Origin of the sequence: Acetivibrio sp. MSJd-27 (assembly GCF_018918095.1) — a bacterium.
GTDB lineage: Bacteria > Bacillota > Clostridia > UMGS1840 > HGM11507 > HGM11507.
On sequence record NZ_JAHLPV010000004.1, the window covers coordinates 106932 to 132315 of the forward strand.

A 25384-nucleotide genomic window follows, 5' to 3' on the forward strand; every position below is an offset into this window, starting at 1 on the left:
GAAATGAAACGTTATTGTTCTTTCCTTCTTGTACTTGTCCTGTTGTTGGGGATACTTCCTGTTTATGCGGCGGAAGAGGATCTTTCCAATCGGATTACAGTCGGAAGAGTTCGCTTCTATCAGAATGATCAGGAAATCCGTACATTGCACACAGGCGACGCGGTCACGGTGAAATGCGAGCTTTGGAATAAAACGCCGTACAGCGGCGGTCAGGACGCTTACCTGTTTTTGCAAATCACCAGAAACGGCAAAGTGATTGACCTTAAAAAAACAAACACAACCCTTTATACAAACAGTGGTACCCACAGATTAAGCGTGACCTCCGATCCCATCGGAGACATCGCCGGCTGTGAGGTGGAGGCGTACGTTACAGCGGATCCTGTCACCATGCTTCCTCTGGCTTCCCCCGCGAAGCTGGGGAGTACGGATGCCAGACTGCATACCATCTGGTTAAATGGCCAAGAGTTTTCCCTTACGGACGGTGTCTATGAATACGAGTTTGAAACGGCAGACAAAACGTTGCCTTTAAAGTTGGTCATAGAGCCGTACGATCAGGGAACAGGACTTTCCGTTTCGCAGGATAAAGGTATCATGAGAGTGACAGCAACTTCTAACAGCGGTACTGGAAGCGTGCAGTATCTCTTCCAGACCAATCTCCTGAAATGGGAAGACAGAAGCAGTGTTTATCGAACGATTGGTACGGAATGGCCGTTCCGGCCGGAGAAAGACTATCAAAGCCGGCAGAATCCTCCGGACTTTTCCTGGCCGTATATCCCGGAGGCGGTAGCCTATGACTTGAAGATCTGCAGGGATTTACAGCTACAGCAGATCGCTTATCAGGCAACAGGTTTGAACACAAATTACTATAACTTCCCAGCCCCTTTTGAATCGGGAACTTATTATTGGAGTGTTCGATACCACACCGAAAATGGTGTGTCCGCATGGACTGAGGCGTCCCGATTTCTGATCCTGCCGGATGCGGCAGAATATAGGGTGGATTCCATTGATACGATGCTTTCCAAAATTCCCGCGTCCCACCCGCGCATTGCGGTAGGGCAGACAAATTTGGAACAATTCCGCAAACTGCCCGGGGGGCAGAACTATGCCGATGAAATGACGGCCAATGTTCGCGCTTATATGAAAGAGCCCATGCCGACGGAACCAACAACAACCGAGGATTTGCGGACGCAGATCGCGCCTATGACCAACCGGGTGAACAGCAGCGCGATCTCCTATCTGCTGAAGCAGGATCCCGATATTGGCGCATACGGTGTTTCAGTGCTGCTGTCACTGGCTGCTTGGGATCCGCAGGGAACGACTTCTTACGTCAATCAGGATCAGGCTTTCCGCGATATTATGATTGCAATGGTACAAGGGTATGACTATTTATATGATCTTTTGACACCGGAACAGAGACAAACAGTGCTTTCTGCTATCCGAACACGTGCGATCACCTTGGAGCACCCCACGGCAGGTCTATCGGATGCGGCATACAAGCTGAAGGAAAGCCCGTATATGTCTCATGGGGGAACTGGACGGGATTATATTCTGCTTACCTCTATCGCTCTGTATGGAGAATTGCCGGAGGCTGAACAATGGCTGCGGGAATACCTCCCAATGTATCTGAATATGGTTCCCGTCTGGGGCAATCAGGATGGAGGATGGGCGCAGGGTACTGGATATGCCGCTGCATCCTATACAATGGGCGAGGATTTAAGGTTTACCCTGTACACCCATGGCATAGCAAATGTTTACAACAAGGCGTTCTATAAAAATATTGATAAATTCGGAATCTATTTCGCAGGGAAATACGGCGGGGCGGAATTCGGCGATGGTTCGACCGGAGCTTTCTCGCCGGATTGGGCGCTTATCTTTAAAACGCAGGCTTACCTGCTGCAATCTCCTTATTCGGCATGGCTGCGAACAAATTGCGGATACGGAGCGGCAGGAACCTACGCCAACTATTATATGCTGTCCTTTCCGTGGCCTGCGGAAAAATCACCGGAGGAGCTCCCGAAAGCGGAAGTGTTTCCGGATATCGGCTGGACAGCAATGCACTCCAGTCTGACGGATTATGACAATCGGATATCCGCCTACTTCAAATCCAGTCCCTTTGGATCCTACAATCATTCCCATCCGGATCAGAACTCTTTTGTGATTCAGGCCTATGGGGAAAGACTGGCCATTGACAGCGGATATTATGATTATTATTTTTCTCCCTTCGATCTGGGCTATACCAGAAAGACATATGCCCACAACGGGGTGACGATGGACGGCGGGATTGGGCAGGCACCGACCGTTATGGTGTCAAAGGGAGACATCACTGGATTTGTCCATCATCCTTCCTTTGATTTGGCATCGGGGGATGCGGCGGAGGCCTACAACTATGCTCTCAATTACAATACGGGTATTCCCACCGCAGTCAACCGGCTGGAACGGGCAAAACGGCATTTCATTTATCTGAGACCGGATACCTTCCTTGTCATTGACGATTTAAAGAGAAGCGGGCAGGAGACCTCCTCCTTCGAGTGGTGGCTGAATGCGCTTGCGATTGACAGCTATACGAATCAGTCCGCATTCATTCAGCAGGGGAGGGCGGCCATGGATACCGTTATCCAGTACCCCTTAAATATGGCGGTGCATTACAGTGACAAATTTTCCGGACCTGACGGAGCGGCATATACGCCTTCCGGAGAATATGCGTATCAGCCAGTGCACCAGCGGGTATGGTTTTCCATGCCGCCGGCAAACAGCACGAAAATCGTTGCAACCATGTCGGTGCATCCTTCCGGTACGGAAGCGGAAGCGCCGTCATCCATACAAATTGGAAACGCATTGAAAATAAGCTTTGCAGACGGAACAACAGCTTATGTGAAGACTGACAGCGCGGAACGTATGACAGTGGAAAATATCACGACAGATGCAACCGCAGTCATTGTAAAAGACGGAAGCTATCTGATGGCGGACGGAACCTTCCTCACAGTGGACGGGAATACGATCTTCCATGCGGATAAACAGATTTCTGCAGCGTACGGCGGCGGACAGCTGAGCATTTCCTGCAGCCAGGACGTGGCTGTGACCGTGGATACAGCACATGGAATTACAGCGGTGACAACACAGGAAGGGAAGGAAATCCCCCGTCTGGACAACAGCTATGGGATCCAGTGGGATATCGGTGCAGCAGGCTTCACAGCGAAACTATTTAAGGGTTTTTATACATTATCTATTCAATAAATAGAAAGTGAGTGATACCATGAAAAAAAGGTTCTTAGGGTTATTTTTAGTGTTCGCGATGCTCTTTGCATGCGTGCCCGGGATGGCAGCCCGGGCGGCCGGCACAGATCTCTCTGCCAATGTCAAGGTGACCGATTTCCGTTTCCTGGTGGACGGCACCGAAACCACAGTTTTGACACCGGGAAAAACAGTGACAGCTGAGTGCAAACTGGAACGTACCGCAGTCGGTACAGGTGCACAGAACTACTGCTTTATTCTGCAGGTGATTGACAATGGAAAGCTGATTGACCTGAAAAAGATCACCGGCTCCATTTCTGCTGCAGACGGCAAAAAACAATTTCCGTTGCCAGCGCGGCGCTGGGACAGGACACAGCAAAGTATGAAGTTGTAGCTTTGCTGGTTTCCGACATGACAACCATGGCACCTTTGGCGATGCCCGCAAACTTTAAAAACAGCACCTGCGATATCGCTTCTATTACGGTTGCAGGAAACAAGGTTCCTTTGGAAGCTGGGAAAACCGACTATTCTATGGATCTGAATATCATGGAAAGTGAAATGTCTCCTGCAATCGAGGTTATCCCCTATGATCTATCCACTGATATCACGGTGAACAATATTTCCGGCGACAGCGGAACAGCGACGGTAACGGCTGTGTCTCACGACGGGAAAGCAACCGTACAGTATAACATCGCATTGAATATCACAACGCTGAAACCGGCCTCCCTCAAAAGCGTCACGGTGGACGGAACACCGTTGGAAGGCTTTGATCCGAACACCTTGGAATATCGCATCAACGGAAAAACAACCGTTCCTGTCATCGCCTTTGAAAAAGCGCTGGAAACAACGCAGACAACCGTGATCGCGGCAACGGAACTGCCCGGAACCACCGTTGTCAAAACCAAGGCGGCGGATGGAAGCGAGCTCACTTACAAATTCCAGTTTACGAAGACGGTTGAGGTTCCGGTAAGCAGCGTTGCAAGATCCCTTGATTTCAATGGATATAAGGTCTTGCAGCTCGCCTCCGAACCGGCGGCTTTTCCTAATTTTCAACAGGTTAACGCAAATCGGCCGAACGGCCCCGAAAATCAGGATTATACCTATGGTACCACAGGGCAAATGATGCTGATCAAGAAAACTTATGGCTATTTCGGATTTAAAACCAATTTGCCTGCTGGTGTAAAAATTGAAAAAGGGGAAGTAACCTTTACCTTACTGGCGGAGGACAGAGCGGATAATTCGCTGTCCGGCGCTCAAAAATACGGCAATCTTCATCTGGACGTTTATGAAAATACCGACATCGCCTGGACAGAACAGCCCACCGGGGAATATCGGGATGGAATCATCAAACCCGCCTATACCAGCTCGGTCATCAACAATGAGGTTGATATACCAGCGCAAATGGCAAAACAAACCTATGAGCAAACGATCACCTATCAGGTGGATCCGGCAGGATTGCAGGGGAAATCTGTCATCGGACTTGCAGCGGAAATCAGAGAGCCATCCACCTCTTACAATTCGTTTATCACGATACCGCTGAACAATACAGAGAAACTTCCCAAGCTGAAGCTGACTTACTATAAAGACTATGTGGAACCGGAAAAACTGGCCTTCGTCACCTTTGACGGCAAGGCCTACGGCTCTTTCGATCCCGACACACTGGAATACAAAATCCCTTCCGCGGACGGACAGACCGCGTCTCCGGTTATCGCAGCAACAGCAGGCGCTTCTTCCACAAAGGTAACTGTAAAACAGGCCTCCGGTTTCCCAGGAAAAGCGACGGTGACAACCGAGGCTGCGGACGGAAAAATCCTGACTTATACGTTTCTCTTTATGAAGACGGTTGAGGTGACGCCAGTCGCCGCGGCCGCGTCCTTTACAACCGGTCAGCGAGAGCATCTGGGCGTCGCGCAGGGCACAGACGTCGGTACCTATCTGTATGATAAAAAGCTGGCGGACGGATCCGCCGGACGGATTAACCAGCCCGGAAGGATTTTTCTTGCTAACGGCAGCTTTGACGACAAGGCACATTTGCTGTTCCGTCCGGAAATTCCATTGGATGCAGTGGTGGACAGTGCGGAACTGGATTTAAGCGTATCCGCGCTGGGTTCCATCCGTCATATTGACGTTTACGAGAATACAGATACCTCGTGGAAAGGCAATGCAACCGGTACAACCGAAGAGGCAGGTCCGAGCTTTGATTCCTCCAAGGTTCTGAACAGTGATATCGAGATCAAAGCGGATCAAAATTATTATCGTTATACCTATCAGTTGGATCCTTCTCTCGGCTTTGAGGGGCGCAATGAGATATCCTTCACTGCGTTCACGAGGGAAAGAGGAAGCTGGAGTAATTATGCGGTTCTTGAGTTAAGAGAAGGATTACAGCCGACTTTAAGGATCAACTACTACAAGGAAGACAGCACCGCCGAAGAAGGTCAGGTCACTGCGGTTACCGTCGGAGGGAAAAGACTGGAGGAGTTCAATCCGGCGCAGTATGAATATGTTATAAAAACGGATGCGGGCGCCACGGAAGCGCCGGAGATCCAATATGCTCTGGCGGACAATACCACCGCAACCTACACTCCGGCGACGGAGCTGCCCGGCACGGCCACGATCGTGACATCGGGCGGTCTGACTTACCGGTTTAAGTTAGCCAAGACCATTGCGGTTGCCCCTACCAAGATCGCACAGAAGCGTTTTGACGAGCAAGAGGCAGGAATGCCATTTCAAACGGGGAACAACGGTGACTTTGAAAGCTATACAGGAATGAATTATGGATTTGTTCCTGGTACAATGCTAAATCTTAGCCGGGGTTCTGCATATGATGGACAAACTTCATACAGCTTCTTCTATTATGATACCGCTTTAGCCTCGGACTGTGTTGTCTCGGAGGCTTCATTAACGGCATACTTAAGAGCGGTTAACGGTAAAGACACCGCGACACCTTTGCATATAGATATTCTTGAAAACACAGATACTGGCTGGGTGAGCAATCCTACGGCTTATGCGGTTGCAGGTTCATTCCCGGCAGTGTCAGCGGACAGAATCAATGTAAGCGACAATGATTTACCGCATGCGACTGAGCTTAGCGCAAAGACCTATCAGCTGAAACCGGAGAAGATTTCTGGCAGAGCTTCCTTTGGTATTGCGGTTCGGACAAGAGAATATTGCAGTTCTATTAGTGATCAAAAGTATACAATGATCGGTGTAAAATCAGCACAGCTTCCGGTTTTGGAACTAACCTACTATAAAGACTAGAGGAAAGGAGTGATAACAATGAAAAGAACGATATCATTCTTCTTGATAACTGTGCTTCTTTTGTCTTTCACATCCTTTGGAACGGTTTTTGCGGCAGAGCCTACCCTTCAGGCAGTCATGAACTGGGATGACTTGGATACCGGAAGACTGACGGTAATCGGAAGTTTCCCGACCGAGTATGCGGGCAGGAAAATTATCCTATTTGTGACAGATCCGGCAGTGGATTTAAACGATTCCACAATTGCGGACAGCGAAAAGTATTTTGGAATCCGTCAGGGATTCATCAACGAGGACGGCTCTTACCGCTTTGATAATCCGTTTTATGCGCGTCCCGGCATCTATCAGGTCAATGTGATTGCGGACACTATGGTCACGCCGATTACAACGCCTTTGACCGTCACGGGAACCTATTATGATTTCGCGGTGACTGCAAATCCAGGCGGAACGGTTACACCCAGCGGAACAACACAGATACTGAGAAATGATTCCGTCAGTGTAAAAATTATCTGTAATGAAGGATATCATATAAAGTCCATCACAAAGAACGGCTCCGCACTTCCGGTGCTGAATGAGTTTGACATTGACGCGGTCACCGAAAACATCGCGTTGGATGTCGTGTTTGAGAAAATTCCGGATGTCAAACCAAGCTTTACGCAATCTTATGAAACCTATGTGCCGGCAGAGAAAGAGGGAAGTGTTACCTTCGGCAGTATTTCACTCGGCTCTGGCTGGACAATAAAGGACTATGGGATTGTATATTCCGAGACAAACCCTAGCCCGATGCTGGACGGTGCGGGCTGCGTAAAGCTGCCGCACAAAACGCCTATGAATCGTAAGGGGCAATACGGCATTCAGCTGCAGGGCAACTATTTGATTGGAAAATTATATTACACCAGAACTTATGTAACCTATGAAAAGGACGGGGTAACCGATACAACATATGGTGAAACGGTTGTAACCAATTTGCAGTAAAGAGAACCAAGAAAAAAGGGAGGCAGGATGATGTACGGACTGAGACATTTCTATCAGACGGCGGGCCGCAGAATTGCGGCCGCTGCCGTTGCGGCGGCAGTACTGTTGTCAAGTGCGGTTTTCACCGTGGCTGCCGCGGATCCCGATCCGGCGGCGAAGGTAAAAATCGTCAGGGAAACCGATACGGTATCTGGGGACATCACACAGAAAATACAGGTGACCGGAGCATTTCCGGTTGATTTTGCAGGAAGAAAGGTGACTTTGACGATCTCGGATCCGAAGGCAGCGGAAGGGGAAGACTTAGAGAAATATCTGGGAATCCGGGAAACTGTTATTGAAAAGGACGGCAGTTTTACATTTCTTTGCCTCTTTCATGCGCCTGCCGGCGATTACCGGGCATCTATTATGGCTGATACGATGGAGAAACCGGTCTCTTATGATTTTTTTGTATCCTCCATCGATGACATTATGGCGCTCTTTGAACAGCTGGAGGCAGGGTCGCTAGATAAAAATACATTGCTTGACAAACTGGATACACAGCACAGAGAGCTGGGGTTAGATGGTACCATATATAAAAGTCTGAATCAGCTTGGGAGGCTCTCGGTGTGTGAGGCAATCATCAAAGATTTTAAGCAGTTTACAGTGGACGCGTTTGTGACCTTTTTTGACACAGCCGTGATTGTAAATGGGCTTGACACAGCGCAGACAGAGGATACGGTGAAAAATATCCTCGCCTATTATGATAAAGAGTATATTAAATTGAGCGGGGAGCCGCTTTACAGTGATTATAATGCGCTGGATAATAAAAATAATGTATACAGCGGAATGCTGAATGAAACATACGGGACACTCCCGGATGTGAGAACGGCATTTAATAAAAATGTAGTGTTTGGATCTTTTAAGTCTATCCATTCCAGTTCGCAGATAGGTGGATTGATTGAAAAGTACAAAGACTATCTTGCATTTGATCCATCCAATTCTGTTTATCTCAAATATAAACAGAAAATCGAAAATTATCTGGGAAAAATGATGTCCCAATTCCGTTCTCTGGACCAAATTATTGAGAAACTAAACGATATCATTGCGAATCCCACGAAATATTTCCCAGATCCGACTAACGTCGGCGGAGGGGGCGGAGGCGGAGGCGGAGGTTCCTCTTCCAAACCTTCCGGAACAGTGGAATTAAATCCGGATATCGGCCAGACGGAAATACCGGATGACCTGATAACCTCCAGTGGATTTCAGGATGTTCCGGATGATTATTGGGGCAAAGAGGCGATTGCTTATCTTTCCGGCAAAGGAATTGTATCCGGCAGGGACAAAGAGCGGTTTTGCCCGGAAGAGACCATTACCCGGGCCGAGTTTACAAAAATTATGATGGGGGCGCTTAAATTTAGCCTTGAAGGGGTCTCCTGTTCATTTGAAGATGTAAAAGAAGAAGACTGGCATTACCGTTATGTCGCTGCGGGTGCAGAGAACGGAATCATCAAAGGAACCGATGAAAATAAGTTTTATCCGGATGATTCCATCACAAGGCAGGACGCGGCGCTGCTGCTTAAGAGGGCGCTGGAACAGAAAGGAATCCAGATTGATAAAGAGAAAACAGCAACGTTTACCGACGAGGGAGAAATTTCCGATTATGCAAGGGAAGCTGTTGGCCTGCTCGCTGGAAACCATTTGATCAAGGGATTTGACGACAATACATTCAGGCCTTTTGCAAGTCTGACAAGAGCAGAGGCGGCACAGCTGATTTATAATGCGGTGACGGCAGAATAAACAGTGTGTCTGTATATTTCAAGGAAGGTGTGATACGGAATGAAAAAAAGAATAATTTGCCTGTTTCTGACTCTTGTAATCGGCATTGCGGCTTTCTATGGAGCGGCTTTCGCGGCAGAGGGAACCTCCTCTGTTATAACGCCGGAGACAGAGCTTGCGGAGCTTGTCAATATAGGCGTAATCACGCAGACGCGGGCAGACTGGGATTCGACGATTACCAGAGCGCAGATGGCAAAAATACTGGTAAATATTCTGAAGATAGAGCCAGAGAATGGGCAATTCGGACAGAGGTTTTCCGATGTAACGCCGCAGACGGATGCGTATCATCCGATCATGGCTATGGTAAATCTGGGCTATATGTCCGGATATGAGAACGGGACCTTCCAGCCGGAAAAATCCATTACCGGAATAGAAGCCGGAAAGATCCTGGTACATATTTTGGGATATAAATACAAAGCGGTGACAGGCGGGGGATATCCAGCCGGATATCTTGCGTGTGCCAACGATATCGGTCTTTCCAAGGGGGTTGTTCTTTCCTACACGGAACCGTTGAAATGGGGAGAACTGGTTAAACTGCTCAGCAATGCTCTGGACATCCCTCTGGTCGATCTCATTGCCGTCGGGGAGAACGAAAAATATCAGATAAATCCGGATGTGACATTGCTTACAAAATATATGAAAATGCAGAGAGCCAAAGGTGTGGTAACCGCGAATGATTTGGCTGGTATTCAGGGAAATGACGCGGCGCCGGAGGGAAAGATCTCGATTGACGGGATCTTCTACACGCCCCGTTCTCTGAAGGACAGAAATTTGCTTGGTCTGCAGGTATCCTATATTTACAAACTGGATGACGACTTGGAAGCACATCAGATCGTCAGTATTGTGGAGCGAAACACAAAAAAAATGACTGTGGAAAGCAGCCAGTATAGCCGCTTGGTCGGAAATACCGTGTACTTTTACAGGGATGACGCTTCCTCCGAGCAGAGAGTGACCTTTGATGTGACAGCAGATATTATATACAACGGCGAGAGAGCGGTCTATTCCCAGGAGCTCTTTGATAAGGTGAAGACAGGGATCTATGAGTTCATCAGTACAACCAACAGTTCCTATGATCTGGTTATCATCCGGGATTACCGTGTGATGACGGTAGGTCAGATTGACAGGAACAACAAAATTCTGACCGATGAGAGGGATACTGGCATTAAAATCTCTCTGGATGACAGTGAGAAAACGGTATTGGTATACGATGCAAACGGAAAGGAAGTCAACTTTTCTTTTATCAGTACCTATGATGTTCTAACTTATATGGACAACGAGAATTACATTGAGGTTTATGTTGGCAGCAGTACGGTTTCCGGCGAGGTAATCTCCGTTTCGGCTGACGGAACGGACAGCTATGTGACGATCGGTGAGACGGTTTATCAGGTAAATCCATATATTGTGGAGCAGTACAACCAGCTGAAGGCAGGGGATCTGGTCAAGGCCAGTATCGATCATATGGGTTACATCGCCAATATCACCATCCTGAATAAGGACGGCCTTGAATACATGTATCTTATTCAGATAGACGGCAGCGACAGTGAGATTGATTTACAGCTCAGAGCAAAATTTTACAGTGTGGGGAGAGGAATTTCCATCCATGACTTAAAGGATCCGCTGCGGATCAACGGCACTTCCCATAAGAACCTCACTGTGGATAAACTGAGAGGGCTTTTAGGAACTCCGCTTGATCAGTTGGTCAGCGTTAAATTTGACGAGAACAACCGGATTGTTCAGATGGATACGGCACAGGATTTAAAGGTTCTGGAGGACAATTTCACGGACGGCTTCTGCCGGACACATAAATTGATGGAGAGAAACCTGTTTAAAGATCCCTGGACGTTCAGCCGCTCGATTTATCTAACCAATGCCACCCAGCTTTTGATGATTCCTCAAGATTTGGCGAGCGCTACCGACAAAGACTTTAAGACTGGAACTCTGGATTATTTGACGCAGGGTTCCGATTACTTAACGGAAGCATATAACCGTACAAAGAACTATGAGATTCCCGAGGTTATTATCGTACGCACGGCAGCAGGATCCGGAAGCGCACCTCAATTTAAGCTGGAGACACCTGCAGTGGTCGTAAAATCAATGGTGCAAACCGTTAATGAAGACGGTGATATTGTCAAGCGTGTGAAAGTTCAGGAGGGCACCAAGGAAACCTTTTTCGATATTGACGCGGCCGCTCCGGCCAGCTGCGTTGTGAAGGAGGGCACCCCGGAGGAAAGAACCATCTCGGTAAACGATCTGGGTATCGGAGATATCATTCGTTACAGCAAGGATAGCTCCGGCTATATCCGTTTACTTGAGGTTTATCGGGATGACAGTGCCGACGAGTGGACCGGAACCATTACGGCGGGAGACAAAAACGGCATTTTTCCTACCAATGTTTCCAGAAGAAGCGGAGATTATGTGTTTGTACCACATTGGTTTGTTGACGGGGAGGATTACGGCGTTGTCTATTTGCGGGAACAGACCTTGAGTATCGGAGGTATTAGTGTTGTAGAACAGCGCGAGGGCAGGGAACCATATATCCGCGCAGGGAGCACGACCGATGTGGAAAAAGGGGACAGGATTGTGCTGCATATTGCTTATGGACAGCTGATCGGCATCATCGTATACAAATAAATTCAGTGGTCTTAAAATGTTGGAAAAATACAAAAAAACGAAGTGTTTATCTATTTCATTGAACGGAAAACCATATTATAATTAAGACACACCATAAGAGGAAGTGCAGTGTTGACTGTTCTGACAGCGCTGCAGAAACGCTTCCCTGCGTTTAACCTGATTTTAATGATCGAGTATCGCTTTACCGATACAGGCATTCATGAAAGGAGAAACAAAATGAAAAAATTTGCTGCTTTAATTGCCGGAGTAACGGCACTTACGCTTCTCGCCGGTTGCGGAGGAGAAACCAATCCGAGCTTTAACAAGGAAACAGCTGCGAAAATCGGAGATACCGGAGGGCTGAAACTTCCCCTCTCCGACAAAAATGAAACCATTGAATGGTCAGTAGTGTCGGATCATGAAGACTTCAACAATTCTTATGTTGCAACTAAGTTAAGAGAAATCACTGGGGTTGATGTTCAGTTTCGCATTGTTCCGGCCGCAACAGCTGAGGAAAAACTCAATGTGTGGATTGCATCGAAGGATCTGCCGGATATTATAGGGAATGGCTTTGAGATCACAAAGGCAAATGAGTTGGCAAGGCAGGGCGCTTTTGCTGCAGTGGAAGATTATATAGACAAATTGCCCAACTTTAAAGCGACCTTTGTAGACAACAAGGATAATGACTGGATTTTTAAATCCTATGCTGCCGGTGACGGAAAATTGTATGGATTTTACGGGTATGACTGGAACCGGGATGTAAATACCGGCGCGACAATGTACCGGAAGGACATCTTTGACAAACATGGTCTTACCATGTGGAACAGTCCGGATGAATTTTATACGGTTCTGAAAAAGCTCAAAGAGCTATATCCATCCTCCACGCCCTACACCTCAAAAGCAAAAGATGACTTGTTCCAAACTTTGGGATACAGCTGGGGCATCGTCCCGTTTAAACCTTATTATGATGAAACAGCTAAAGTATGGAAATATTCCGACACAGATCCGGCATACAAAGATATGCTGGACTATATGAAAAAATTATATGACGAAAAGCTGATCGATCCAGAATTTCTGACCAACACACAGGCCGCTTGGACAGCGAAAATGACGCAGCCAGATAAGGCGTTTGTGACGACTGACTGGATTGGCAGAATGGATATGTTTAAGGAACAAGCTACTATGGTTCCGGATTATGATTTAAGATTTGGCAATCCGATCGGTCCAAAGCAGACCATGAAAACCCTGGATCAGATTTGCTGGGCGAGATATGTAGCCAACAATGACAAGGCGGAAACGGCCTTTAAGCTTCTGGATTTCTGTCTGTCCCCTGCAGGTGCAGAGCTGATCACGATGGGTATTGAAGGCGAAACTTATGTGCTGGATGAAAAAGGAATGGCCAAGTACATTGAATTCCCTGAAGGGGAAAAAGTTGACATGAGCAAGCTTCTTCAAAAATACGGTATGTTTACCGAGGGCATGTATCTGAAATTTGACAGGAGAAGCATCTACTTCCAGTTCACTGAAAGAGAACAGGAAGCGCAGGATTTCGCAAAAGATCCAAGCCATATGGAACCGATGGATCCAATTCTCCCCTTTACGGCGGAAGAACAGAAGGCTGTAAACGATTATATGACTAAGCTTGATACGGCGGGAAGAGAATTTGCATCCAAATATATTGTGGCAAATGAGACTGGGGAAAGTGCCTGGAATGCGTGGATACAGAAGGCGGAAAGCCTGGGGGCAAACGAGATGGTTAAAATCTATAATGAGGCACAGAAAAGATATGATGCAAATTAGGGAGTTCTGAATATTACAGGCTCGCCCCATGCAGACCGTTGATGATCGGAGGAAAAGAAATCCTCCTTTTCCCATTCAAAACGTTTTGGAAGCTTTTGCTCCGGTCGTCCGGCTGATGGAAATTTATTCATTTTAAAAGAATTTGACAGAGAAGGGGTAAAAATGAGATCAGACAAATGGAAAACAAATCATGCCTGTAAATGTATTGCTTCCAATGTGATCACTGATGGGGACAGCCTGCGTATTCTTCTTCAGAAATCGATCTATTCCTATGGAAAAGCAGTAAAACTCTTTGAGGACATCAAAGGGGACAGCATGTATCATTTTCATATATCAATGAAAGCTGAAAATGCGGAATACAAGGTTGTGTTCACCTGCTTGGATGAAAAGAAAGTTCAGCTAACCAGAGGATATCTGAAAGAAAAGGATCGCATTGTCACGCCGGAGAATACCACTGTTATTGAAATCTCAGTAATTGGATTTGCTAAAAATCAGGAAGGCGTCGTCAGTGCTGAGAATATAGAACTTGACTATATCGGCCCGTATGAAGCTAGATTGGTTACCGTTGCAACGGTCGGCGTTGACTATGAGACCGATGTTCCGCGTACCTTTGAAAAAAATATGACGCAGAACCTGGAACGAATTGACGATATCATGCGGGAGAAAAAGACAGATTTGGTTGTTCTCACAGAATGCGTATACAGCAGATGTGTACAATGTACGGTTGAGGAGGGAGCTCTTTCTTTAACAGACGAGCCGATCCGCAGATTTCAGGCGAAAGCGAAGGAACACGGGACATATCTCGCGTTTTCTATCCGGGAAAAAAGAGATGGCCGGCTGTATAATACAGGGGTGTTGATTGACAGAAAGGGAAATATCGCAGGAACTTACAGCAAGACACATTTAACCCTGTCTGAGTATGAAGAAGGATTGGTACCAGGGGAAGATATCCCTGTCTTTCAAACCGATTTCGGCACAGTAGGCATCGCAATTTGCTGGGATATGTTTTTCCCGGAAATGGCAAAGATCTATCATCTGGAAGGAGCTGATATTATCTGCTATCCCACTGCTGGTTTCGACAAAGAACGGGTCGATGTTCGGGCTTGTGACAATGGTTCATTTGTCATTACCTCCGCGGTACACGAGCGGTGCGAATCACGGATCATCAGTCCGGAAGGAGAAACATTAGGCGATGCATCGGAAAAAGGATATGCCATTGCAACCATCGATTTAAATAAGCCATATTATCTGTTCTGGCTTTCCTGTCCTTCTTACACCACAAGAAAGAATATGTATTTGCATGAGAGAAGACCGGATTTGTACAAGAGGTATAATAATATCACGAAACTCTAAGACATTGAAAATGCCAGGAGTTTCTTGAAAATATTGAAATGAAATATTCCGATGACATCCCGCCACCTCCGTTGTTGAGGTATTTATTAAAAAATTAGCATATAGAATTTTCTATATGGGCTGAAAGATTGCTTTTATACTGCTGAAATACAGGCAAAAAACAAGAAATTTCGGCAGTGTGAGGGCAATTTTTGTTATAGCGAAATGAAGATGGTCCCATCTTCTTAGGCGCGGCGGGTGCCGCCTCATTTTTCTACGGTGGGACAATCCGCCGCAGAAACGTTGAATGACGGGAGAAACCAGTTTGTGTTTTTCACAACGAAAAACTTTTTATATTGAAGATTGAAGGAGGGGGACTATGAAACTGGATCGGGTGACAATAATCGGTTTCATTAAAGCAACTATCTTTGGGTTTACTTATTTGGCTGTCAGTGATGTTTTGGAGAAAATAAGCGTTTTTGATTTGCTGGCATACCGGTTTACGGCAGCGGCACTGACATTTCTCTTATTTCAACTTTTTGGTGTGATTAAAATCCGCCTGAAAGGGAAAAACGTTGGCAATTTGATCGTTATCGCATTGTTTCAGCCGATTGGATATTACATATTTGAGGCGATCGGCATTTCGAAAACATCCAGTTTACTGTCCGGTATCATCGTCTCTTTTTCCCCTATTATTGTGATTGTTTTAGAATCTATTATCCTGAAGGAAAAATCCAGCATAAAACAAAAGCTATTTGTTTTATTGTCCGCAGCCGGGGTACTGCTTATTGCGGCTATGACAGGGAAACAAGATACCTCCAGCAGCTTTATAGGCGTTCTTTTTATTTTCCTTGCCGTTTTATCGGAAGGTTTTTTTATGACATTTACCAGAAAAAATACGGAAGAATTTACTTCCATTGAGATCACCTATGTTCTGATGATGGTCAGCGCAATTGCATTTAATGGAATTAACCTGGTCATTCATATCTCTCAGGGAACGGCAGCGCAATACTTTGTACCGCTTTTGGATGGAACGGTATTGCTGGAAGTTCTTTATCTCGGCGTTCTGGCTTCTTCGGTTGCCTATGTCCTCTATGCTTTTATGCTGTCAAAGATACAAGCTTCCAGCACGGCTATTTATGCTGGTGTATGTACTGTGGTTTCCATTCTTGCTGGTATCATCTTTCGAAATGAATCTTTTTTATGGTATCATGCGGTGGGGACGATTATGATACTGGCTGGTGTATGGGGTGTTTCCGCGTTTCAGCAGGAAAAGATATCCGAAGGCCACAAACAACAGAAAGGTGTTCTTATAGAAAAGACAAAATAAAAAAATGTCCTTGACTGGAATACGAAATTGAGGTATACTGATATTAAAATGAAGAGGTCTCCGTATTTGCATGCGGATTCTGATTCGTTTTCTGGCTGGAGTGTTTTTGCTCCTGTCGGGAAGGTTCGGCAATGAGAAATAAGGGGAAGCCGGTATTTTGATTCGCGGAGAGCGGTACCCTCTCCGGAACCATAGAATATAACGAAATGAAGATGCCCCCGTCTCTTAGGCGGGCGGGTTCCGCTTCATTGTTTATGGGCTTGCCTCGCATTTCATTGCGGAACGGAGTATAGAAAAAGAGAGTGAAATGAAAATGAAAGCTTTATTGAAAAAGTATCCTCAAAAAGGTCTTTGGATGGAAGAGGTAGAAGAACCCCAGCCGGGAAAAAGCGATGTGAAAATTAAAATTCATAAAACGGCAATTTGCGGAACGGATCTGCATATTTATAACTGGGACGAATGGTCTCAGAATACCATCCGCACGCCCATGGTAATCGGTCATGAGTTTGTCGGTGAAGTGGTGGAGGTTGGCTCGGATGTCCGGAATTATAGAGTCGGCGACATTGTGTCAGGAGAAGGACACATCGTGTGTGGAAGGTGCCGCAATTGTTTGGCGGGAAATGGTCATTTGTGTAAAGAAACCTTGGGAGTCGGGGTCAACCGCAGCGGAGCTTTTGCCGAATATTTGGTCATCCCGGAGGTTAATGTCAGACGCTGCGCGCCAGATGTGGACGAGGAGATATACTCTTATTTCGATCCTTTTGGAAATGCAGTGCACAGTGCGCTTTCTTTTGATTTAATTGGGGAGGATGTGCTGATCACAGGCGCTGGTCCGATTGGAATTATGGCGGGTGCGGTTTGTCAGTTTTCAGGCGCCAGGAATGTTGTGCTCACCGATGTGAACGATTACCGGCTGGAATTGGCGAAAAAGCTTGGGATAAAGTATACAGTGAATACTGCCCACGAAGACTTACATAACGTGGCAGAGAAAATAGGCTTGAAGGAAGGCTTTGATGTCGGTCTGGAAATGTCGGGGAATGAAAAAGCATTGGAAACGATGGTCGATCATATGACGCATGGGGGAAAAATTGCACTTCTGGGGTTATTGAAATCCGATACTAGGATCGACTGGAACAAGGTTATTTTTAATGGTCTTACGCTGAAAGGGATTTACGGAAGACAAATGCATGAAACCTGGTATAAGATGACGGCTATGATACAGGCTGGATTAGACATTTCAAACATTGTCACCCACCGGTTTGATGCAGAGAATTTTGAAAAGGGCTTTGAGGCTATGAATTCCGGAAAATCCGGGAAAGTGATTCTGAACTGGAGTAAATAACGAAAGAGGAGCGGAAATTAGTTGAAAACGGCATATCAATATTTTACACAGAGAAATGAACAAATTGAGAAAGATGGGCTCACCAAGCGGGAACGGGTTATTATCACGCCGCAGAGTGGAAATATTAAAGTAAAAAGCGGAGATAAGGTTATCAATCTCTGCTCCAACAATTATTTGGGATTCTGCAACAATGAGCAGATACGAAAAGCTGCGAAGGACAGCTATGATAAATATGGGTACGGCATGTCCTCCGTCCGGTTTATCTGTGGGACGATGGACGTGCACAAGCGGTTGGAAACGGCTGTCAGCCGGTTTTTGGGAACGGAGGACACCATCTTGTATTCCTCCTGCTTTGACGCCAACGGCGGTTTATTTGAAACACTGTTAGGAGAGCGGGATGCGGTTATCAGCGATGAACTGAATCATGCCAGCATCATAGATGGAGTTCGCCTTTGTAAAGCGAGGCGGCTGCGCTATAAAAACAATGATATGACTGATTTGAGAACAAAATTGGAGGAGGCAAAGGATGCCAGAATTCGGCTGATTGCCACCGATGGTGTATTTTCCATGGATGGAACGGTAGCAAACTTAAAAGCCATCTGCGATTTGGCGGAGGAATATGACGCGCTTGTCATGGTTGATGACAGCCATGCTGTGGGATTCATGGGGGAACATGGAAGAGGCACGCCGGAATACTGCGGCGTGATGGGAAGAGTGGATATCCTCACGGGAACCTTTGGCAAGGCGCTGGGCGGCGCCAGCGGCGGCTATACCAGCGGCAGAAAGGAAATTGTTCATCTGCTCCGGCAGGCTTCCAGGCCATATCTTTTCTCCAACACTTTGGCGCCTGCTATTGCAGAGGGAACTTTAAAAGCCTTGGAGCTGTGTGAGAACACCACGGAATACAGGGATAAGCTGTTTGAAAATACAGCCTGCTTCAGTGAGCTGATTCGGGAAATCGGGCTGGATGTGACCGACGCAGGAACACCGATTCTTCCCATCATGCTGTATGACGAGCACATCGCTACAGAAATGGCAGAGCGGATGCTTGAAAAAGGGGTTTATGTCACCGCTTTTTCCTATCCGGTTGTTCCAAAGGGAAAAGCACGGATCCGCACACAGATGACAGCCGCGCTGACCAAGGAGGAAATTCAGTATGCGGCGCAAAAATTCAGGGAAGTTAAAGACGAAATGAAGATTTAGGAGAACCGTTATGGGATTGATTGTTCAGAAATTCGGAGGCTCCTCTGTTGCCGACAGGGAGTGTATCTTTCGGGTAGCAGAAAGAATCGCTGAGAGATACCGTGCAGGTGATCAAGTGGTAGCAGTTGTCTCCGCACAGGGTGACACCACAGATGAGTTACTGCAGAAGGCACGGGAAATCAATGAAAAACCATCCAAACGAGAAATGGATGTTTTGTTGTCCACCGGAGAACAAATTACCATCTCGCTGCTGGCCATGGCTTTGGAAAAGCTGGGATATCCAGTCATATCGCTGACCGGATGGCAGCTTCCTGTTCTGACAGACCGGAATAACGGCAAGGCGAAGATCAAATCGGTGGATCCTCAGAGATTGCTCAGCGAGTTGGATCAGAATAAAATTGTGATTGCGGCAGGCTTTCAGGGCGTCAACGGAAATCACGATATCACTACCATTGGACGGGGAGGCTCGGACACTTCAGCGGTAGCGCTTGCAGCAGTGCTCAGTGCAGATGTGTGCGAAATTTATACCGATGTGGATGGAGTGTACACGGCAGATCCACGCATTGTGGAGAATCCAGTGAAGCTTCGGGATATCTCCTATGAAGAAATGCTGGAGCTGGCATCGGCAGGGGCGAACGTACTGCATAACCGGGCTGTGGAAATGGCGCAGAAATACAATGTCAATCTGGAGGTAAAATCCAGCTTTCAACATATGGCCGGGACGACCGTAAAGGAGGTTTCACTTTTGGAAAAGATGGTAATCAGAGGAGTTGCGAGGGACAACGATGTGGCACGGGTGTCCGCCGTGGGACTGCCGGACGAACCGGGCCGTGCCTATAAGCTGTTTCATCTGCTGGCGCAGAAAAATATCGATGTGCACATCATACTGCAGTCAATCGGCGGCAACGGCACCAAGGACATATCCTTTGTAGTCTCTAAGGAAAATCTGGACGAAACGCTGGAAATCCTCCAGTCAAATCGGGACTATATTGGTGCAAGAGAATTTAAGTTCCGTGAGGATGTTGCCAAGGTATCGGTAGTTGGGGCAGGGATGGCATCCAATCCCGGTGTGGCTTCCAAGATTTTTGAGGCACTTTATGAGGAACAGATCAATATCAATATGGTGTCCACTTCCGAGATTAAAGTCAGTCTGATTGTGGGGGAAGAAGACAGCGAAAAAGCGGTCAGAGCAATTCACAGCAAATTCTTTTAACGATTTACCGGAAAAATGTTCCTTTTTCATAAAAACAGGGCGTACAGCAGAATGTATTCTGCTGTACGCCCCTTCTGTTATAAAATTGTTTTTATTCTTTTTTACGAACTGGAAACCATATGTGCCGCTTGCACAAAAAAATTATCTCAAATCAACGGGAACCGGATCCCCATATTGAATGTGGTCTCCTGCAGAATCTGTGTAAATGACATATGGTCTGGTATAGTAGCTCGTTCCGGCCAAAACAGTGCCTTTCAATTCTATTCCATATTGATTTTTGCTGTTCAGAGGATGAGCTTTGCCTTCTGCCTTCAATGTCTGCGCATCTCCGACGCCGATCTCGGGGTGACTCTGTGTTGCGGAATAAACAATACCCCATTCTTTGATAGTTGTTCCGTATCCCAGTGTGATGGTTCCAAAGGTAATATTTCCATTTTTTTCAGCAGGGATGTATACTTGCTGGAAGGGTGCCACAGCTGGAGGAGTGATAGGCTTGTCACTGAAAGATACCGAAATGGTTACATCTTTTTCAATCGCGGGTGTCGTATAAACTCCCTCCGTGGTGGCGGATACTTCGTTTCCGTCATATAATATTTTTCCAATCATATACGCATCGTCCGGCAGCAGGGAAACGGTAAAGGTATCTCCACGCCGGATATAGTTGTCTCCCAGAGGATTAACTGTCCCGCCGGATCCCGCTGTTACGGAAACAACAAACAGCTGATAACCGGATTCGTTTGGATTTCCTTTGAGTTCAGGGAACAGGTAACTTGAGGAGGGAGCTTCAAAAGCGTCGCCCAAATCGTCGGCGAGTATTTTCATTTCCGCCATATTCTTTGCGGTTGTTCCATCCCATCCATCATTCTGCCCATTTGGAGACAGGTAATAGCAATTGGTGATGATTGGGGTGGATATCACTGTAGGTGTCGATGTATCTCCTCCCGGGAAAGAGAACAGAGGGTTGAACGGCTCCGAATTTTTACACTGTATCTTGCCGAGGTTATAGCAGTTTGTCAAGGTCAGCTGAGGTTTATCGCTAAATGTACTGCAGCCGCTGGTAATACCACCGGCATAATCGTTTGTTTTTGCGGTGATATTTCCTGTGTTATAGCAATTTTCAATTATATTTGACGTGAAGCGCTGGGTTCCGCTGATTCCGCCTACATTGCCTGATCCAACGATGTCTCCGGAATTGAAGCTGTTGGAAATGGAGCAGTATGCCTGCCCGACAATACCCCCGACATTGGTGGAGGAAGATGAAACGGGTCCATAATTGGCACAGTTGGTCACCGGCGTATAGCACAAACCGATGATGCCGCCCATTCTCTGGGAACCGGCAAGGCTACCAAAGTTTATGAGGCGGTTAAGCTGTGCGCCTTCCTTATTTATTGTCCGCCCGATGATACCGCCGATTTTATACTGCGCGTTAATAGAGGCTTCATTGACACAGTTCTCCACTATGGCGGTGATGGAATTGAGGAAACCGATGATTCCGCCGGTGGTATTCTGCTCGTCACCGGTTCCCGCCTCTGTGGAGGTTGTTGTGATGCTGCCCTTCGTATGTATGTTACGAAGTACGGCGTCTCCCGTCACTTGTTTAAACAGACCGCCCAGAACCAGGATACTTTCGTCCGTGTTATTGATATTCAATGTGATGATCTTATTGTCACCGTCATAGATGCCGCTGAAAGAGTCAACGGGAGCCGTTAAAGTAAATTCTGCAGTTTGCTTGTAGACGGCGGATGGATATCTTGCGATAGCGTTGAATTGCTCCGCTGTTTCGATCCGGAAGGGATCGGATTGTGTTCCGTTTCCGCCTGCGAATGGATTTTCAAGCTGCTGCATATTGGAGCTGAGCTGAGGATAGGGATAGAGAGCGTTACCCTCTACCCAGCCGTTTGCGGCAAAATTGTTGAAGCTGACAATCGACTTCATCTGCTCGGTCGTCAGTGCTGTTCCAGCGCCATCGGTTGTTGTGAGACCTTCTGCGAAATAGCAGTCCACTGCTGTCAGGAGTCCGGAAGTTTTTGGATAACACAGCGCACGCTGGCGGGTAGCGCCCGGAATAGGCGAATAGATGCTGTAGCAGCGTGTGAGATTGACCGCTGTTTCTGTATAGCCAATGATACCGCCGGTACGCAGATCGGTGGTTGAAGGGCCTGCGGCGAATGTTCCGGCGCTGTAACAATCGGAAATGCTGCCCCCTTTGTACCATCCGGTGATACCGCCCGCATATGCGGACCCGCTCAGAGTTGCTTCGACCGCACCGGTATTGTAGCATTTGGACAGTTCTAATCCAGTAAACGGTCTTCCGATGATTCCTGCTGCGTGGCTTGTGGCGGACACCTTTCCGGCATTGCCGCAGTTGGTCAGAATAACGTCTTTTATCTCTGTGGCGGATTCGTCGAGCTGTCCTGCGATTCCGCCTGCGTATGTGGCGGAACTTAACACTTCGCCGGAATTATAACAGCTTTCTGTCCTGGAAGCGTTCTTCAGCATGCCGGCAATTCCGCCGTTATGGGTTGAACCCTCCACCTTTCCTGTGTTGTCACAGCCAGTTATGGTTCCACCGTTCTGATGAACAATTCCGCCGCTGTGGGTTCCTTTTGAAACGATATTGCCTTCGTTTGTGCAGTTTTTAATAGTATGGTTTTCAGAAATCACACATGCAATGCCTCCAACGGCTTTGTCCGCAGTGATTTTTCCACGGTTTGTGGATCCGGATATCATTGAGGTACCTGAGGATATGGAGGCTGCGATACCAGCCGCATTGCTTGTTCCGGTTACGGTTCCCTCGTTGGAAGAACCGGAGATGGAACCTCCGGTACTGATAAATCCGATAATGCCTCCTACATTTGTCGCGCCGCCGCTAACATTGCCTTTATTGACACAGTTTGTGATGGCAGCAACTCCGTTTCCGATCAAGCCGCCAACATTCCCAGCACTGCTGGTCACGGAAGCTTCGTTGATACAGGAATCGATCTTTGCGTCGTTTTTCGCGCTTTTTGCCAAAGATCCGAAGCTGGCTGTGTCGGAAGAAAGCGTTCCTGCGGTAATTAGATTTTTGATCTCCGCCCCGTTCAGTTCCTCAAAAAGCGGTTTTACCGTTGTGATTTTGCGCTGCACGTCATTTCCCTGGGTGTCTTTTCCAAGCACTTTCCCGCTGAAGGATGCCAGGGATTCAAATGTGTCATCTAGCACAATGTCTTCGGTTATCCAGTATTCTCCGCTTCCGGAGATCGCCTGAAAGGCAGCCGCTGAATTGACTTCAACGGGGACTCCGTCTACTGCTCCGGCAGTCAGTATCATGCCGGAAAAACCGGAAAGGCTTAAAATGGAACAAATCAAAATTGCCAAAAGCTTTTTCATGATTTTCCTCCTTTACTATTTATAAATTATAAATTTGAATTTTATGAAAAATGACTGGATCCCAGTGTAATGTTTTAGGAACTATCAATAGTTTAGCATAATAAAATCCAATTGTATTTATCTGTTTTTGATAAATTTTTACACAAAACTGATATTTTCAGGGAGAGAATGAAAGCAAGAGTTTCATCTTTTTTCACAAATATCAGAAAAGGACAGATGCTTCTTTTGGTCAGTTTACTATATCTGTTTGGGTTTGTATTTGGTGAAAGTTGATGTGTTTTGATCCAAACTTGTTTAATCAACTGAAAAAAGAATTTTTTGGAGTTTCCTTATATTTCCAAAGCTTAAGATAAAGGGAGTGAATTTTCTGGTAGCTTTCGTATTAAAAATGAAGAAAATCCATATGGAATAAGAGACTGTAAAAAAGGAAGTTTTTTTACAGTCTCTTTGCTAATATATGTATGGAGAGCAATTTCAATAGAATCTAATTCATTTTTTCAGATAGAGTGGTTCCTTCTGCATTTTTAATAATAAAATCAGATAGACTGCGATGCTTCTGAAAGGTTCATTTTAAATATTTTTCAGATATTAAATATTTGTGTTCGTTTTTTCCATATCTGCCGCTTTATCTGAATATACTGTAATACAAAAGATGACAAGATATATGAAAACATTGTGAAACATCGCTTAGCATTTTCAGAGTGAGCAAATGGAGCTCAGGGAAATTCCATGTTATCAAAGCTGACTGCTATGCTCCCTTCGAAACACAAGATAATCATTGAGATTTTCCTTTAACAGCTGGGGAGTATCCAATCCATAGGGACATCTGGATTTACAGCTGTTGCAGTGAACACAGTTTTCAATCTTGAGCATTTCCTTATAATTATCTTCGGTCAGGAACTGCTGATAGGGCGCGCGGCGGAGAAGGAGGCTCATTCTGGCAGCTTGGGGAATATCAATCTTTGCAGGGCAGGGCAGGCAATAGCCGCATCCGTGGCAGAAATTCCCCAAAAGCTCTTTCCGGTCTTTTTGAATCAACCGCTTCATCTCATCATCATAAATAGGAGGATTTTCCTCCATTTCCAAAAACTGATCCAATTCTTTTTCCCGCTGGATTCCCCAGATGGGGACGACAAAGGGATACTGTTTGATAAAGGAGAAGGTTGTGGCCGCGTTTGTGATAAGCCCTCCAGCCAGCCCTTTCATGGCGATAAATCCCATATCCTTTTCACAGGTGAGTTTCGCAATTTCGATATCTTCCTCGGAGGACAGGGAGCAGAACGGGTACTGCAGGGTGTCATATTTGTCTGACAGGACAGCATCCCTTGCTCTCTGAGCACTGTGGTTGGTGATGCCGATAAAGCGGATCCAACCTTTTTTTTGGGCTTCCAGGAGACCTGCATAAGTACTCTGAGGATCCTCCGGATCTGGCAGGATAGAGGGATTGTGCAGCTGAAGAATATCAATGTAATCTGTTTTCATGCGCTTTAAGCTCAGTTCAATATGGGAGAGCAGCGTTTTTTTATCGGAAGCACCGCTTTTGGTGGAAAGGATGATGTCTTTCCGAACGTCACAGAGCGCGGCACCAATCTTTTCTTCACTGTCGCTGTAAGCGTTTGCCGTGTCAAAATAGTTTATCCCGTTGTCATAAGCCTTGCGAAGCAATCTGCCGGCCTCTTCAAAGCTGAGTCTCTGAATCGGAAGAGCGCCGAAGGAGGAAGCACTGACCATCAGGCCGGTTCTTCCCAAACGTATTTTTTTCATGATGAAATCCTCCTTATCAATAATTTCGTTCTGTAAAGTTAAATGAAAGTTGAAAACCCGCCAGCCTTTCTGGTACAATGGTTTCACCACAAATCCAAGTACCTCCCGAAAGGAGACGAGTTTTCATGGCTAAAGTATACCAGAT

At 46.6% G+C, this 25384-nt stretch carries 14 protein-coding genes; 12 read left to right on the plus strand and 2 right to left on the minus strand.

The genetic code is table 11. The features are described from left to right. Positions 1 to 3: 3 nt before the first annotated feature. From KQI32_RS02715 to KQI32_RS02770, 12 genes are all read left to right on the plus strand, one after another. On the plus strand, positions 4 to 3234 hold the full coding sequence (locus KQI32_RS02715; RefSeq protein ID WP_216423863.1) for a DUF4962 domain-containing protein: 3231 nt from the start codon (positions 4 to 6) through the stop codon (positions 3232 to 3234). A gap of 19 nt (positions 3235 to 3253) precedes the next feature. After that, positions 3254 to 3625, plus strand: a complete 372-nt coding sequence (locus KQI32_RS02720) for a hypothetical protein (protein ID WP_216423865.1) — start codon at positions 3254 to 3256, stop codon at positions 3623 to 3625. A 17-nt stretch (positions 3626 to 3642) separates the two neighbouring features. Next, entirely contained in the window at positions 3643 to 6489 is a 2847-nt protein-coding gene (locus KQI32_RS02725) for a hypothetical protein (RefSeq protein ID WP_216423867.1), read from the plus strand. An 18-nt stretch (positions 6490 to 6507) separates the two neighbouring features. Next, positions 6508 to 7461: a hypothetical protein gene (locus KQI32_RS02730; protein WP_216423869.1), complete on the plus strand. Its 954-nt coding sequence runs from the start codon at positions 6508 to 6510 to the stop codon at positions 7459 to 7461. Positions 7462 to 7491: 30 nt separating this feature from the next. Next, a complete protein-coding gene (locus KQI32_RS02735) occupies positions 7492 to 9237 on the plus strand; it encodes an S-layer homology domain-containing protein (RefSeq protein WP_216423870.1) in 1746 nt (581 codons plus the stop codon). A gap of 39 nt (positions 9238 to 9276) precedes the next feature. Continuing rightward, a complete protein-coding gene (locus KQI32_RS02740; protein WP_216423872.1) occupies positions 9277 to 11907 on the plus strand; it encodes an S-layer homology domain-containing protein in 2631 nt (876 codons plus the stop codon). A 216-nt stretch (positions 11908 to 12123) separates the two neighbouring features. Further along, entirely contained in the window at positions 12124 to 13686 is a 1563-nt protein-coding gene (locus tag KQI32_RS02745) for an extracellular solute-binding protein (RefSeq protein WP_216423873.1), read from the plus strand. A gap of 162 nt (positions 13687 to 13848) precedes the next feature. Next, entirely contained in the window at positions 13849 to 15039 is a 1191-nt protein-coding gene (locus KQI32_RS02750; RefSeq protein ID WP_216423874.1) for a carbon-nitrogen hydrolase family protein, read from the plus strand. Positions 15040 to 15397: 358 nt separating this feature from the next. Further along, positions 15398 to 16348 carry a DMT family transporter gene (locus KQI32_RS02755; RefSeq protein WP_216423875.1) on the plus strand — a complete coding sequence of 317 codons (951 nt, stop codon included), beginning with the start codon at positions 15398 to 15400 and terminating at the stop codon, positions 16346 to 16348. A gap of 313 nt (positions 16349 to 16661) precedes the next feature. Next, complete coding sequence (gene tdh, locus KQI32_RS02760) at positions 16662 to 17690, plus strand: L-threonine 3-dehydrogenase (protein ID WP_177691877.1); 1029 nt, start codon at positions 16662 to 16664, stop codon at positions 17688 to 17690. 21 nt (positions 17691 to 17711) lie between these two features. After that, positions 17712 to 18893 (plus strand): glycine C-acetyltransferase, encoded by a 1182-nt coding sequence (locus KQI32_RS02765; RefSeq protein WP_177691871.1) that lies wholly within the window; start codon positions 17712 to 17714, stop codon positions 18891 to 18893. Between the two features lie 10 nt (positions 18894 to 18903). Beyond that, positions 18904 to 20106 carry an aspartate kinase gene (locus KQI32_RS02770; RefSeq protein WP_177691870.1) on the plus strand — a complete coding sequence of 401 codons (1203 nt, stop codon included), beginning with the start codon at positions 18904 to 18906 and terminating at the stop codon, positions 20104 to 20106. A gap of 141 nt (positions 20107 to 20247) precedes the next feature. Here the strand turns inward: KQI32_RS02770 and KQI32_RS02775 are convergent, their stop codons facing one another. Further along, a complete protein-coding gene (locus tag KQI32_RS02775; protein ID WP_216423877.1) occupies positions 20248 to 23475 on the minus strand; it encodes a GLUG motif-containing protein in 3228 nt (1075 codons plus the stop codon). Positions 23476 to 24210: 735 nt separating this feature from the next. Further along, on the minus strand, positions 24211 to 25239 hold the full coding sequence (locus KQI32_RS02780; RefSeq protein WP_216423884.1) for an aldo/keto reductase: 1029 nt from the start codon (positions 25237 to 25239) through the stop codon (positions 24211 to 24213). Positions 25240 to 25384: the final 145 nt, after the last annotated feature.

Coding starts and splice junctions, on each gene's coding strand:
- KQI32_RS02740 (WP_216423872.1), top strand. CDS start 9,277: ATGAAAAAAAGAATAATTTGCCTGTTTCTGACTCTTGTAATCGGCATT.
- KQI32_RS02775 (WP_216423877.1), bottom strand. CDS start 23,475: ATGAAAAAGCTTTTGGCAATTTTGATTTGTTCCATTTTAAGCCTTTCC.
- KQI32_RS02735 (WP_216423870.1), top strand. CDS start 7,492: ATGTACGGACTGAGACATTTCTATCAGACGGCGGGCCGCAGAATTGCG.
- tdh (WP_177691877.1), top strand. CDS start 16,662: ATGAAAGCTTTATTGAAAAAGTATCCTCAAAAAGGTCTTTGGATGGAA.
- KQI32_RS02750 (WP_216423874.1), top strand. CDS start 13,849: ATGAGATCAGACAAATGGAAAACAAATCATGCCTGTAAATGTATTGCT.
- KQI32_RS02715 (WP_216423863.1), top strand. CDS start 4: ATGAAACGTTATTGTTCTTTCCTTCTTGTACTTGTCCTGTTGTTGGGG.
- KQI32_RS02720 (WP_216423865.1), top strand. CDS start 3,254: ATGAAAAAAAGGTTCTTAGGGTTATTTTTAGTGTTCGCGATGCTCTTT.
- KQI32_RS02770 (WP_177691870.1), top strand. CDS start 18,904: ATGGGATTGATTGTTCAGAAATTCGGAGGCTCCTCTGTTGCCGACAGG.
- KQI32_RS02755 (WP_216423875.1), top strand. CDS start 15,398: ATGAAACTGGATCGGGTGACAATAATCGGTTTCATTAAAGCAACTATC.
- KQI32_RS02745 (WP_216423873.1), top strand. CDS start 12,124: ATGAAAAAATTTGCTGCTTTAATTGCCGGAGTAACGGCACTTACGCTT.
- KQI32_RS02780 (WP_216423884.1), bottom strand. CDS start 25,239: ATGAAAAAAATACGTTTGGGAAGAACCGGCCTGATGGTCAGTGCTTCC.
- KQI32_RS02725 (WP_216423867.1), top strand. CDS start 3,643: ATGACAACCATGGCACCTTTGGCGATGCCCGCAAACTTTAAAAACAGC.
- KQI32_RS02730 (WP_216423869.1), top strand. CDS start 6,508: ATGAAAAGAACGATATCATTCTTCTTGATAACTGTGCTTCTTTTGTCT.